At 61.9% G+C, this 12196-nt stretch carries 15 protein-coding genes; 12 read left to right on the top strand and 3 right to left on the bottom strand.

Annotated elements, in window-relative coordinates:
* Positions 1-2 precede the first annotated feature (2 nt).
* From sctJ to HG421_RS00440, 3 genes are read right to left on the bottom strand one after another with little or no spacing between them, the layout of a single operon-like run.
* Positions 3-761 (bottom strand): type III secretion system inner membrane ring lipoprotein SctJ, encoded by a 759-nt coding sequence (gene sctJ, locus HG421_RS00450; RefSeq protein WP_168968278.1) that lies wholly within the window; start codon positions 759-761, stop codon positions 3-5.
* Position 762: 1 nt separating this feature from the next.
* Entirely contained in the window at positions 763-1158 is a 396-nt protein-coding gene (locus HG421_RS00445) for a type III secretion protein HrpB2 (RefSeq protein WP_168968276.1), read from the bottom strand.
* 33 nt (positions 1159-1191) lie between these two features.
* Positions 1192-1647 carry an HrpB1 family type III secretion system apparatus protein gene (locus HG421_RS00440; RefSeq protein WP_168968274.1) on the bottom strand — a complete coding sequence of 152 codons (456 nt, stop codon included), beginning with the start codon at positions 1645-1647 and terminating at the stop codon, positions 1192-1194.
* A gap of 213 nt (positions 1648-1860) precedes the next feature.
* On the opposite strand from HG421_RS00440, the gene sctU reads away from it, so the two are divergent.
* The 12 genes from sctU to HG421_RS00380 all read left to right on the top strand — a co-directional run bounded on the left by sctU (position 1861) and on the right by HG421_RS00380 (position 11651).
* Complete coding sequence (gene sctU, locus HG421_RS00435) at positions 1861-2934, top strand: type III secretion system export apparatus subunit SctU (RefSeq protein ID WP_168968272.1); 1074 nt, start codon at positions 1861-1863, stop codon at positions 2932-2934.
* A gap of 8 nt (positions 2935-2942) precedes the next feature.
* Positions 2943-4865, top strand: a complete 1923-nt coding sequence (locus HG421_RS00430; protein ID WP_168968270.1) for an FHIPEP family type III secretion protein — start codon at positions 2943-2945, stop codon at positions 4863-4865.
* Positions 4865-5524: a type III secretion system protein SctP gene (gene sctP / locus HG421_RS00425; RefSeq protein WP_168968268.1), complete on the top strand. Its 660-nt coding sequence runs from the start codon at positions 4865-4867 to the stop codon at positions 5522-5524. Before HG421_RS00430 ends, sctP begins: the two co-directional genes overlap by 1 nt.
* A 42-nt stretch (positions 5525-5566) precedes the next feature.
* Positions 5567-6571, top strand: a complete 1005-nt coding sequence (sctQ, locus tag HG421_RS00420; RefSeq protein WP_429001906.1) for a type III secretion system cytoplasmic ring protein SctQ — start codon at positions 5567-5569, stop codon at positions 6569-6571.
* On the top strand, positions 6558-7202 hold the full coding sequence (gene sctR, locus HG421_RS00415) for a type III secretion system export apparatus subunit SctR (RefSeq protein ID WP_168968265.1): 645 nt from the start codon (positions 6558-6560) through the stop codon (positions 7200-7202). Before sctQ ends, sctR begins: the two co-directional genes overlap by 14 nt.
* 4 nt (positions 7203-7206) lie before the next feature.
* Positions 7207-7467, top strand: a complete 261-nt coding sequence (gene sctS, locus HG421_RS00410; protein WP_168968262.1) for a type III secretion system export apparatus subunit SctS — start codon at positions 7207-7209, stop codon at positions 7465-7467.
* Positions 7464-8279: a 4-hydroxyphenylacetate catabolism regulator HpaA gene (locus HG421_RS00405; RefSeq protein ID WP_168968259.1), complete on the top strand. Its 816-nt coding sequence runs from the start codon at positions 7464-7466 to the stop codon at positions 8277-8279. Before sctS ends, HG421_RS00405 begins: the two co-directional genes overlap by 4 nt.
* Positions 8276-9214, top strand: a complete 939-nt coding sequence (hrpD5, locus tag HG421_RS00400) for an HrpD5 family protein (protein WP_168968257.1) — start codon at positions 8276-8278, stop codon at positions 9212-9214. The genes HG421_RS00405 and hrpD5 overlap by 4 nt, the downstream gene beginning before the upstream one ends.
* Positions 9215-9224: 10 nt before the next feature.
* Positions 9225-9467, top strand: a complete 243-nt coding sequence (hrpD6, locus tag HG421_RS00395) for an HrpD6 family protein (protein WP_168968255.1) — start codon at positions 9225-9227, stop codon at positions 9465-9467.
* Positions 9412-9825, top strand: coding sequence for an HrpE family protein (hrpE, locus tag HG421_RS00390; RefSeq protein ID WP_429001905.1), 414 nt, complete (start codon positions 9412-9414; stop codon positions 9823-9825). Before hrpD6 ends, hrpE begins: the two co-directional genes overlap by 56 nt.
* 55 nt (positions 9826-9880) lie before the next feature.
* Positions 9881-10363, top strand: a complete 483-nt coding sequence (locus HG421_RS00385) for a CesT family type III secretion system chaperone (protein WP_168968251.1) — start codon at positions 9881-9883, stop codon at positions 10361-10363.
* Between the two features lie 148 nt (positions 10364-10511).
* Complete coding sequence (locus HG421_RS00380; RefSeq protein ID WP_168968249.1) at positions 10512-11651, top strand: pectate lyase; 1140 nt, start codon at positions 10512-10514, stop codon at positions 11649-11651.
* The last annotated feature ends 545 nt before the right edge of the window (positions 11652-12196 follow it).

Below are 12196 nucleotides of genomic sequence, written 5' to 3'. Positions count from 1 at the left end.
CCTCACCCGGCATTTTTTCTGGTCAACGCGCGCAGGCGCTGCCAGCCGCCCCAGCGGCGCGGATCGGCGCTCGGCAACCAATACAGCGCTGCCGCAGCAACCGCCACGCACAGCGCCAGCGCGCTGCCGACCAGCCATGGCCACGGCCAGGAACGTGGCGGCGCCGATGCGGCAAATGCATCGTTCTCCGCGCCGCCCGGCACCAGCGTGACGCTCACGTTTTCGTAGGTGAGTCCTTCCACGCTGTGCATCACCAACGTCTTGATGTTCGGCACCATGCTGGTCAGGTCGCTACCAACGCGGAACTTGATGAACACCGCGGCGCTGGAGGGCTTGACCGATGCCGAGAGCGGGTCGTTGTTGGGGAGCACGATTTCCACGTCGGCCGCAATCACGCCATCGATATTCGACAAGGTCTGCGACAGCTGCTGCGACACACCATAGATGAAACGCACGCGCTCTTCGGTAGGTGTGGAGATCAGGCCGTCCTTCTTGAACATCTCGCCGAGATTGGCGTGCCGCTCATGCGGCATGCCGTGCGCGTGCAGCACGTCAAGCGAGTAGGACACCTGATCGTGCGGTGCATTGACCGCCCAGGTCTTGCCATCATCCGGCGTGACCTTTTCCGCATCCACACCGGCGCGCAACAGTACCGCAAGCATGTCATTGGCATCGCTCTCGGTGAGCCCGGAATACAGCTGCTGACTGCAGGCAGACAGCAGCAGTGCCACCAGTACCACCATGCATCTGAGCGCGCGCATGCTATTGGTTCTTGAACAATGTCTGCACGGCGTTCTTGCCCGACTGCGCCACGCCGACGCTGACATTGAGGTTGAAGCCGACCATCGTCAGCTCGTGCATCAGCTTTATCTGCTGCGCCGTCATTTCCTGCAGATTCATGGCTGGCGCCTGCATGCTGAAGGCATCGATATGCTCGGCCACGGTGCGCACGCCATCGTTCTGCACATCGATCACCCGACTCATCATGCTGGGCTCTCCCACACGCTGCATGGCGGGCGGCAACGGCCTTGAAGACTGCATCAACGCTTGAAAGCGGTTGACCAGGGCCTGGTTCGGTGCCGCCGCCGTCGGCGTTAACGCTTGCGTGGAAACACCGCTACTTGCGGTGATCGGCGGGACGGGTGGAATGAGCGTCATGACATGCTCCGGCAGGGTCGGGTCTGGCGATGCTCAGGCACGCAGATACTGCGCGTTGGGAACTTCCATCTGTAATGGGGATTCGATCTGCGCCTCCACCGGCGCGGGTGTCGGGGTGTAGCGTCCGGACAGCGCCTTGACCAGGCCGACCGCGTCGGCATCGGCGTCCTCTTCGATCAGCCCCTCTGCAACGCCATGCCACGACTGGTCGCCCAATGCAAACAGGCAGCAGGCGTATAGAGCCTTGCACAACGGCTTGGAAGCCGCATCGGCCTCCAGCTCACGCAGCAGGCGGGCACCCTCCAGATAATTGCCGCGTTTGATCGAAATCCACGCATCGAAGGTATCCAGCGCCTTCAACTCCGGCCGCAGCACCCGCACTGCGCCCAGCACCGCTGCGGCCTCGTCGATTTTTTCGTGGGTCAGTCCGACCGTGATCAGCTCGATCAGACCGCTCACGACCGCGCCTGGACATTCTATATTTTCCATACTGCACCTCGTCATTGAATGGCCGTGGATAGCATGCGCGCATAACGCTACGCGTCCGCGTCGAGCAGAACCTTTCAGAAGCGAACATCGGAATACTGTGGCGAACAAACCTTGCGGACTTCGCCGACCTACGCACCCGTTCGCCTCAAAAGCCGGTTGTCTGGCAATGGCTCACCCACAATCGGCACGCAGCAACGGCGGGCGGAGAGCACCATGTCGGATGAGAAGACCGAGAAGCCGACCGAAAAGAAACTGCAGGACGCGCGAAGGGACGGGGAAATCCCGATCAGCCCGGACGTAACCGCAGCTACGGTGCTGCTCGGTGCCCTGTTGGTGATGAAACTGGCCGGCAGTTACTGTGTCGAACACATGCGCACATTGATGTCGATCGGCTTCGATTTCACCGCCAATACGCGCGATGCGACAGCCATGAACCGCGCGCTCGGTAACATTTGCATGCAGGGCTTGTTGCTGATGCTGCCGTTCCTGGGAGTCTGCCTGGCGGCCGGATTGATCGGCACCTTCCTCCAGACAGGTCTGAATGCCTCGCTCAAACCGGTGACGCCCAAGTTCGATTCGCTCAATCCCGTGAACGGGGTCAAAAAACTCTTTTCGTTGCGAAGTCTCATCGACTTGCTCAAGTTGGGCATCAAAGCCCTGTTGATCGGCGTGGTGCTGTGGTTCGGGATACGCGGGCTCATGCCGATGATCGTCGGGCTTGCCTACGAGCCTACGTCTGACATCGCCCAGATTGGCTGGCGTACGCTGGGCACGCTATGCGCCTTGGCGGTACTGGTCTTCGTGTTGGTTGGCGCGGCGGATTGGAGCGTGCAACACTGGCTATTCATTCGCGACAAACGCATGAGCAAGGACGAACAGAAGCGCGAACACAAGGAGAGCGAAGGCGACCCCGAGGTGAAGGGAAAGCGCAAGGAATTCGCCAAGGAACTGGTCTTCGGCGACCCGCGCGAACGTGTCGCCAAGGCCAAGGTGATGGTAGTCAACCCGACCCATTACGCCGTCGCACTTGCCTACGAACCGGACGGCTTCGGCTTGCCGCAGGTGGTTGCCAAGGGCGTGGACGACGGTGCGCTGGAACTGCGCGCATTTGCGCACAACCACGGTATTCCGATCGTTGCCAATCCGCCGCTGGCACGTGCGCTGCATCAGGTCGAACTTGGCGATGCAGTACCCGAGTCGCTGTTCGAGACGGTAGCGGTGGTGTTGCGCTGGGTCGATGAACTCGGCCGCAACCACGACGACGGCAACAGCCCGCTGTCCTGCTAGGAGATCGCATGCGCGCGACACGGTATTTCACTTACAGCGGCGAGGTGGCGGTCGCCGCCTTGGTGGTTGCGGTCATCGGCCTGATGATCCTGCCACTGCCCACCCCGCTGATCGATACGCTACTGGGCATCAACATCACGCTGAGCGTGGTGTTGCTGATGGTCACGATGTATGTGCCCGACTCCATCTCGCTGTCGTCGTTTCCCTCGTTGTTGCTGTTCACCACGCTGCTGCGGCTGTCGCTGAACATCGCATCGACAAAATCCATCCTTCTGCATGCCGAGGCCGGCCACATCATCGAGAGCTTCGGCGAGCTGGTGGTAGGCGGCAATCTGGTGGTGGGCCTGGTGGTGTTCCTCATCATCACCACGGTGCAATTCATCGTGATCGCCAAAGGTTCCGAGCGCGTTGCGGAAGTCGGCGCGCGCTTCACCCTGGATGCGATGCCAGGCAAGCAGATGAGCATCGATGCCGACCTGCGTGGCGGCAATCTGACCGCAGACGAAGCACGCCGCAAACGCGCCCGCCTGGCCATCGAAAGCCAACTGCACGGCGGCATGGACGGGGCAATGAAATTCGTCAAGGGCGATGCGATCGCCGGCCTGGTGATCACCATGGTCAACATCCTTGCCGGCATCGTGGTGGGCGTGACCTACCACGGCATGAGCGCGGGCGAGGCCGCCAACCGCTTTGCGATCCTGTCGGTGGGCGATGCGATGGTGTCGCAGATCGCTTCGCTGCTGATCTCGGTCGCGGCCGGTGTCATGATCACCCGCGTCGCCAACGAGAACGAAACCAAGATCAGCTCGCTCGGGCTCGACATCGGCCGCCAGCTCACCAGCAACGCACGTGCCTTGATGGCAGCGAGCGTGCTGCTGGCCTGCTTTGCGTTCGTGCCGGGTTTTCCGGCGGTGCTGTTCCTCCTGCTGGCAGCGGCGGTCGGTGCCGGGGGCTACACGATCTGGCGCAAGCAACGCGACATCAGCGGGAGTGATCAGCCCGCGCTGCCATCGACCAGCCGCAAAGGTGCCAAAGGGGATGCGCCGCATATCCGCAAGAGCGCACCGGATTTTGCCTCGCCCTTGTCGATGCGGCTTTCACCGCAGCTGGCCGCACGGCTCGACTCGACGCTGCTGGATCAGGCGATCGAAAGCGAGCGCAGACGGTTGGTCGAGCTGCTGGGGTTGCCGTTCCCGGGAATCGCGATATGGCAGAGCGAAGCCCTGCAGGGCCTGCAATACGAAGTGTTGATCCACGACGTTCCCGAGACCCGTGCCGAACTGAACGACGCCACAGACATGCAGCAGGCGCTGGCCCAGCAGGCCATCTCCCCGCTGCACGCGCGCGCGCACCTGTTCGTGGGCATCCAGGAAACGCAGTGGATGCTTGAACAGGTGGGCGCGGACTATCCCGGGCTGGTCGCCGAGGTCAACAAGGCGATACCGGCCCAGCGCATCGCCGACGTGTTGCGACGGCTACTGGAAGAACGCGTCCCAGTGCGCAACATCAAGAGCATTCTGGAGAGTCTGGTGGTGTGGGGTCCGAAGGAAAAGGATCTTCTGATGCTCACCGAGTACGTGCGCTGCGATCTCGGGCGCTATCTTGCGCATACCGCGACCGCAGGCACTGGGCAGCTGCCCGCAGTGATGCTCGACCATGCGGTGGAGCAACTGATCCGGCAGTCCATTCGCGCCACCCCGGCCGGCAATTTCCTGGCCCTTCCGCCGGAGCAGGCCAATCAGCTCGTTGAGCAGGTGGAGCGCATCGTAGGCGATCAGGCGCGGCATCCACTCGCGGTGGTCGCATCGATGGACGTGCGCCGTTACGTGCGTCGCATGATCGAGGCGCGACTGGGTTGGCTGGAGGTGTATTCGTTCCAGGAACTGGGCGCGGAGGTGCAGCTGCAGCCGATCGGCAGAGTGGTGGCCTGATGCGCAAGCCGCCCGTCCGCCATGTGCGCATCCTGCCGCTCACCGGTGCACCGCTGCGGCCGGCGGCTCCGGAAACGCCGCTGCGGCTGGCGCAACGCGCCAACTTTATGCAACTACGACGACGTTTGAATGGCGCGCAGCTGGCGGTAACCAACGCGCTATTGGCGCAGGAGTGCGACGGCAATCCGCTGCGCTCCGACGCTGGGGATGCTGCGGATGCAGATGCGGATGTGCCCAATGAACAGCATGACCCTGCGCCGGTACGAAGCGAGCCGTCATCGTGTCTCGACCAGGGTCAGCATCGACACATCGATCAAGGCAATGACAGCGACCCGCTGGGGCGGCAGATCGCTACCGAATGGGTCCGCACTCAGCGTGCGCAGATGGCCATCAATCACATCGCGCTGCGCGTGGCCGAGTTCTGCAACGCCACGCAGGTGCGCGGTGCAGGTACCTGGGAGGCGTGGCTGGACATCAACCACGACCTGCTTGCGCAAACCACCTTGTTCCTGCGGCTTTCGCCAGACCAGCTATCGCTTCGCTTCAACACCAGCTCGCCCGACGCACGCGAGGTACTTTGCAGCGGAAAAAAGCGCCTGGCTACCGCACTGAAGGCCACGCTGAGTGACACGCTCCAGGTCAGCATCGAGGTTGTCTGACGCCGCACACGCGTCAGCATAGCCGTCAGGAGGGATCCCGTCTTGCCAACCGATCCAGGCCTAGTTCCACCGGCACGTGCCCTCTCTCAGGCACTGAGGCAGGTACCGGCCGCGCGCGCGCAGCTGGGCAGATTGCTCGGCGATGCGCGTGCCGCACGCCGCTGCGGCTTCACCACGCACTGCCGCTGCATCCACGCTGCGGAAGCGGCGCGGCTGCAGCTGCAGTTGGACAGCGGCAGCATGGATCTGCGGATCGCCGCACGCGACGGCTTGGCGCTGCTGTTGAACGAAGACGACGACGCATTGCGCGTTGCGATTGCCGGGGTGTTGTTGAGCGATTGCCTGAGCGCTTTCGTACCGCTCGGGCTGGGCATTGCCGAAGTCGTCGCCTTCGAGCGCGATGCGGAAGAAACCGACGCACTCGGCATCGGCATCACGCTTGGCGACATCGACGCGATCGCGCAGACGGCAAGCCCGTCTCTCCTTGCCGCATTGCAAACGGCCATCGCCGCGCTGGCAACGCCAACGCCGTTGCCAGCCTGGCTGTCCGCACTGCTGGTGAACACGCGCCTGCGTATCGGCGGGCGCACCGCATCGGCAGCGCTGCTGCAATCGCTACGGCCAGGCGATGTCTTGCTGCACGGCATTGCCTCGGCTCCGGTGCGCCGGGGCGAACTGCTCTGGGGCATACCGGGCGGCGCAGTGTTGCGCGCTCCGGTGCGCCTGGACCCGCAACAGATGATTCTGGAGACCACCCCCACTATGCAGCACGATCCCTCCGAGTCCGACCTCCCAGCGTCCACCACCGATGTCGCAGCCCTTGAACTGCCGGTACAGCTGGAAGTGGACCAGCTCGCGCTACCGCTCTCGGCGCTGTCGGGCTTGCAGCCCGGTCAGGTCCTCGAACTGTCGGTACCGGTGGATCAGGCCGACATCCGCCTGGTGGTCTATGGCCAGACCATCGGCATCGGCCGGCTATTGGCAGTGGGAGAACATCTTGGGGTACAGATTCTCAGCATGTCGGAGGCCACACATGCAGATGCCTGACGTCGGCTCGCTACTGCTGGTGGTCATCTTGCTGGGGTTACTGCCCTTCGCAGCGATGGTGATCACCTCCTACACCAAGATCGTGGTCGTGCTCGGCCTGCTGCGCAATGCCATCGGCGTACAGCAGGTACCGCCGAACATGGTCCTCAACGGCGTCGCGTTGCTGGTGTCGTGCTTTGTGATGGCGCCAGTGGGCATGGAGGCATTCAAGGCCGCGCAGAACTACAGTGCAGGCTCAGATAACAGCCGTGTGGTGGTGCTGCTGGACGCCTGCCGTGAGCCGTTTCGCCAGTTTCTGCTAAAGCACACCCGCGAGCGCGAAAAAGCTTTTTTCATGCGCTCCGCGCAGCAGATCTGGCCCAAGGACAAGGCCGACACGCTCAAGCCGGACGACCTGCTCGTGCTGGCACCTGCCTTCACCCTCAGCGAACTGACCGAAGCGTTTCGCATCGGCTTTCTGCTGTATCTGGTGTTCATCGTCATCGACCTGGTGGTGGCCAATGCGTTGATGGCGATGGGGCTTTCGCAGGTGACGCCGACCAATGTGGCGATCCCATTCAAACTGCTGTTATTCGTGGCGATGGATGGCTGGTCCACGCTGATCCACGGCTTGGTTCTGAGTTATCGGTGACGCTATGGACCACGACGATCTTGTGCGATTCACCTCCGAGGCCTTGCTATTGTGCCTCAAGGTGTCGTTGCCGGTGGTCGGCGTCGCCGCGCTGGCCGGATTGCTGATCGCCTTCATTCAGGCGGTAATGTCGCTGCAGGATGCATCGATCTCGTTCGCGCTCAAGCTGGTGGTAGTGGTGGCCGCCATTGCGGTCGCCGCGCCGTGGGGCGCCTCGGCGATCATGCAGTTCGGCCAGGCGCTGATGCAGGCGGCATTTCCATGATCCGGCGCATCACACCCGGTGCCGTGCCGCCATCGGTTCCGGATGCACGTACCGCCTCGCACAGGCATTCCGATGCGGCGCACGCCAGCGCGCCTGCGGTCGCCGACGCCGCAACGCATGCACCGCGTTTACGCCCCGCTCCGCCGCGCAAACGGCGACGTGGCCTGCATTCACTGGAAGGTATGGACGACGGGTTGGACCCCACCGAACAGGAAGAAGCCGAAGCTGCACGCGTGTCGGCGCTGCGCGGCCGGGTCAGCATCGCAATCGCGCAGCCACAGGGCCAGGGGCAAAGCCAGGACGATCAGCACGGCGATGGCGCAAACACGCACGCTGGCGATCCGCAGGCAGGGTCATGGCAAGGCGCCTCGTCGGTGCAATTGGACGATAGCGTGCGCGCAAGCGTCGACGGCGTTCTCGACCGCTACGTAACCATGCGCGCCGCCGACCCGATGCTCAGGCGGCGCGCGCTTGCCGTTGCGCTCGTCGAACTTCGCGCGATCCGCATTGCCCATCCTGCCGCGGCACCGCTGATGACCATGGTCTGGAGGTTGATGCGCGAGCACCTGCGCTCCGGCAGTGCAAGCGCTCCTGCCGAGAACCTGCAGGCGTTACGCAAGCTGCTGACGGAACTGATACCTGCGCAACCTGTTCCATCGCCAGCGCTGCGCAATTTCCATTTACTGCTGCCGCTGATGCTGCTTAACGCAGAAAAGCCGCGCAGACACCGTGATCGTTCTGGCGCCATCACACGTTTGAACACACTGCTGATCGAGCACCCGGAGCGGGCCGTCCAGGAGATTCGCGCATGACCATGCAACTTCGCGTCCTGACAGGAATCCATGCCGGCGCACGACTAGATTTGCAGCCAGGATGTTACACGCTGGGTGCAAATCCCCAAGCCGATATCCGGATCGAAGACTGGCCTGGTTGCTCGCTTATCATCGAGGTGGATCATGATGGTCAAGTGCGTTATCGCGGCGACGCGTTGCCAACTACATCGTTTATCGCGCTACATCCAGTGCGCTTTGGTCCATTGGTGCTGTGCCTTGGTGATGCTGCGGCGGAATGGCCAGACGATGTGGCATTGCTTGAGCGGCTGCTTTCCCCAGCCCCGACGTCTGCGCCGCCCGCGCCTAGGCGAAAGGCAGTGCGTGCAGTGGTGGGCGCCGTGCTAGCGCTGGCCGCCACAGCGTTGTTGCCCTCGCTGCAACCGGCGTTTCTTTCCGACGCTGCCCCCCCGCAGCATCTGGACAACCAGGCCAATCAGGTCAGACCCTTGCTGAAGCAACTTGGCTTGCGCGAAGCGCGTGTGGAGCAAGTTGGCACGCGCGTGCGGGTGGTAGGCCTGGTGACCAGCAGCGCCGACGCAGCCCGCCTGCGCGCTCAGTTGCACCGGCACCATCCAGCGGTCACGGCCGATGTGGTGGTAGTGGACGAGGTACTGGCAACGCTGCGCGACACCTTGGCGGACCGCGACCTCAGCGTGCGTTACGACGGTAGTGGCGTTTTTTCGATTACCGGAAGCAGCGCCAACGCCGAGCGTGCGGCCCGACGCATCGCCGATCTACGCAGCGATCTGGGCCCGGAGATCCGCGCGCTGCATGTTGAGATCAGCCAGCAAGACCTGTCCGTGAAGCCCCCCGCGAACTACGACGCAGCCCTGCTCGCCGACGGGCTGCATTACGTCGAGACGCCGGACGGCACCAAGCACCTGACTTTCCTGCCGCAGCAAGCGGCGCCATGAGAACTGCACTATGTTCGATACCATGACCGATATGGTCACCCAGGATATGAGCAAGATCTTGCAGACCAAGGCGGAGGATCTCTCCGGTGAGCGACTGCGCAATATCGATGTAGCGCTGCACACAGCAGCGCAACAACTCCGTGTGCACTGGTCTGCAGCGAGCGATCAAGCTACGCGCAACAATTTCACCGTCTTGCATGACGGCATCAACGCCGCGCGCGACATCGTCGCGCACATTGCTAGCATGCCTTGATCATCGAGTTTCTTGGCCACGTTGGTCAAGCAAAACGCGCCGACAGGCGCTCCACGTTAGTTCATATCAGCTAAGGAGTATTTATATGTCAGATTTACAATCGATTGGGCCGCGATTGGGCCAGGGCGGGGATCTGTTTAAATCAGACTTTTCAAGCAGATTCGACAATCATATGAGCACCCATACTTCGGACAATCAGATGGATAGTCTGATGGGTGGCATTGGCCATTCAACCTCAGCACAGGAGCGCATGAACAACTACCTGACCGAGAAGAAGAACGAACTCGACTTCAACGTAGCGCTCAACAAATTCATCGGCAAGGCAGGCGACAACGCGAAGCAGCTGGTTGGCCAGTAATGGGCCCTGACATGACGCAGGGCCGGTGCATGGCCCTGCGCATGTCATACTACAGATGAGTAGCACCCGATTCGAAGCGATCGTCCGGCAGATGTGCGAAGCCCTGAACCTGCCGGATGTGCAGGGGGTGCTCAGCAAACGCGTGCTGTGGGTGGACGGGTTTGAAGTCTATCTGCATATGCCCGCAGCCCAGGCCGACGACGAAGCACAGCAAGTACCAGAGGAAGAAGCACTCTACCTACGCATCTCCTATGGCCTTGCTCCTGCAGGACGGACCCTGACGGTGTTTCGGCTGTTGTTGGAAGCCAACCTGTCGGTGTACGCGCAGGACCAGGCGCAACTCGGCTTGAACGATGCCGGCGTGATCGTTCTGATCGTGCGCGTCCCGCTGGACGATGACGTCGACGGCGCATGGATCTGCGACCTGCTCGCCCATTATGCCGAGCATGGTCGTTATTGGAACAACAACATCTTCATTGCACACGACGAAATGTTCGAAGGAATCGCGACAGGAAATTATCTATGGCTGCGCGCGTGATGCACAACTCCGCATCGGACCGGTTGTGTCAGCAATCGGTAGCAGCTCCCTGCATCCACGGCGTCTCGGCGCATCGCCACCGGTGGCAGAGTAGCCTTTCCCGTCTGCGTGACTCGGCCCGTACTGCACTCGCACAGGACATTTTCAAATGAATCTCGCCATTTCCTCAAATAACACAGCGAAACTACAGTCGTCCTCATTCTCCCCCTCGCAGCAACAAGCCTTGACTGCGGTGATCATGAGCATGGTGGCGTACTGCCTGCAACGCATGTTCAGCGACATGCTGCAGAGTGGCAATCAACCGTCCAATAGCCCTGAGCCGCCAAACGACATCAATCCGGCGCCATCGTCATCGCCGTCGATGCCGTCATCGAACCCGCCTTCTTCCGCCAATTCCGGCGGGCAAAACGGAAGCGGTGCCGGCAATGGGAATGGGAATGGGAACAGCGGTAGTAACGGCAGCGATGCCTCCCGAAGAGGGAGCAGCAATGGAACGGAAACCTACAACGGCACATCCACTACCACTCCGACCCAGTCGGGAACGCCCACAGCAAGCAGCGGCACTCCGGGCATGCAGGGCTCAGCCGGATCGCAGGCGCCACTTCCTACCGGCAAGGTCGTCACCGCGCCGCCCGGCGTCCAGAACAAGACCATCGTGGTGCACAAGGGCGAAGTCTTCGATGGCAAAGGCCAGACCTATATCGGCGGGCCTGCGCTTGGTGATGGCTCACAGAACGAGCACCAGCAGCCGTTGTTCGTCGTCGAGGACGGCGGCAGCCTCTGCAACGTCCATATGAAAGGCGGTGGCGACGGTGTGCATTTCATCGGCAGCGGCAAGATGGTCAACTGCGTCAACGAAGATGTCAGCGAGGATGCTGTCACCATCGATGGCCAGGGAAACCGCGAGCATGATGCCGGCATTGCAGGTTCCAGCCCGCAGGTCGGGGGCCGGCCGAAGGTCGAGATCATCAATTGCACGTTCAAGAATGCCTCAGACAAGGTCGTGCAGGACAACGCCTCTGCCGATGTCGTGATGTCGGGCGACACTGTCGAGGGCGCCGGCAAGGTCTTCCGTACCAATGGCGGACATACCGATATCGACACGAACCTTCGGGTCGAGAACTGCGAGTTCAACCAGGTCAAGGAAGCGGTGTTCCGCACCGACTCACCCGACTCGACGGTGACACTGGCAAACCTCACGACCGATGCACCGAACGAGGTGATTGCCCCCAACGCGTCGCAGGCCACCGGGGCGAAAAGTGTCGGCCATAAAGCCTACAGCGGCTGACGCCGCTTTTGGTCGCACTGTGCGTCGATTGCCCGGCGGATGCTGTGTCTGATTGCAGCATCCGTCAACCGGCCTGCGCCGTGCGCCGTCACACACCACGTGTTCGCTACCGCGTTTTCGCTTCCCTGCTCGCGGCCCTGCCACCAGCACACTCAGATCGAAGTCAACAGGGACTGGTAGGAACCCCAAGCGAGCCAACGGGCTGTCGGCGAGGGATTTTCATAGATTCCTTCCGGCTCGCGAGCCGACCTGACTCTTACGACCATCAGACCGCGGTACCACATTGCATCGCTTCGGGTTGACGTCGAGATCTTCCAGATCTACGTCATCGATAGCGGCACGCGGGGGGAAAGTAGGTGCGCGGGGGAGGAAAGCCTTCCTACTCACGCTAGCCACTTCAAACATCTTGAATGAAGGTGAACAGACATGAGACTTTCGCTCTCCGAATTATCCGGGTCGCCCCAACCCTCCGCAGCTGAATCGGATAACATCCATGACAGGGGCAACGCGTCTCAATCTCCCTCAACGCCCAGCTTTGCAAGTGG

Origin of the sequence: Xanthomonas campestris pv. badrii, from assembly GCF_012848175.1 — a bacterium.
In the GTDB taxonomy this organism is placed as follows: domain Bacteria; phylum Pseudomonadota; class Gammaproteobacteria; order Xanthomonadales; family Xanthomonadaceae; genus Xanthomonas; species Xanthomonas campestris_C.
Note: the sequence above shows the minus strand (reverse complement) of the source record. Positions and strands in the feature narration are given on the sequence as shown.

What these genes read in the sequence shown, in the direction of transcription:
- hrpD5 (WP_168968257.1), top strand. Translation starts at nt 8,276, where the DNA reads ATGACCATGCAACTTCGCGTCCTGACAGGAATCCATGCCGGCGCACGA.
- sctR (WP_168968265.1), top strand. Translation starts at nt 6,558, where the DNA reads ATGCAGATGCCTGACGTCGGCTCGCTACTGCTGGTGGTCATCTTGCTG.
- HG421_RS00430 (WP_168968270.1), top strand. Translation starts at nt 2,943, where the DNA reads ATGCGCGCGACACGGTATTTCACTTACAGCGGCGAGGTGGCGGTCGCC.
- HG421_RS00385 (WP_168968251.1), top strand. Translation starts at nt 9,881, where the DNA reads ATGAGTAGCACCCGATTCGAAGCGATCGTCCGGCAGATGTGCGAAGCC.
- hrpE (WP_429001905.1), top strand. Translation starts at nt 9,412, where the DNA reads ATGACGGCATCAACGCCGCGCGCGACATCGTCGCGCACATTGCTAGCA.
- HG421_RS00405 (WP_168968259.1), top strand. Translation starts at nt 7,464, where the DNA reads ATGATCCGGCGCATCACACCCGGTGCCGTGCCGCCATCGGTTCCGGAT.
- HG421_RS00445 (WP_168968276.1), bottom strand. Translation starts at nt 1,158, where the DNA reads ATGACGCTCATTCCACCCGTCCCGCCGATCACCGCAAGTAGCGGTGTT.
- HG421_RS00440 (WP_168968274.1), bottom strand. Translation starts at nt 1,647, where the DNA reads ATGGAAAATATAGAATGTCCAGGCGCGGTCGTGAGCGGTCTGATCGAG.
- sctJ (WP_168968278.1), bottom strand. Translation starts at nt 761, where the DNA reads ATGCGCGCGCTCAGATGCATGGTGGTACTGGTGGCACTGCTGCTGTCT.
- sctS (WP_168968262.1), top strand. Translation starts at nt 7,207, where the DNA reads ATGGACCACGACGATCTTGTGCGATTCACCTCCGAGGCCTTGCTATTG.
- sctP (WP_168968268.1), top strand. Translation starts at nt 4,865, where the DNA reads ATGCGCAAGCCGCCCGTCCGCCATGTGCGCATCCTGCCGCTCACCGGT.
- hrpD6 (WP_168968255.1), top strand. Translation starts at nt 9,225, where the DNA reads ATGTTCGATACCATGACCGATATGGTCACCCAGGATATGAGCAAGATC.
- HG421_RS00380 (WP_168968249.1), top strand. Translation starts at nt 10,512, where the DNA reads ATGAATCTCGCCATTTCCTCAAATAACACAGCGAAACTACAGTCGTCC.
- sctU (WP_168968272.1), top strand. Translation starts at nt 1,861, where the DNA reads ATGTCGGATGAGAAGACCGAGAAGCCGACCGAAAAGAAACTGCAGGAC.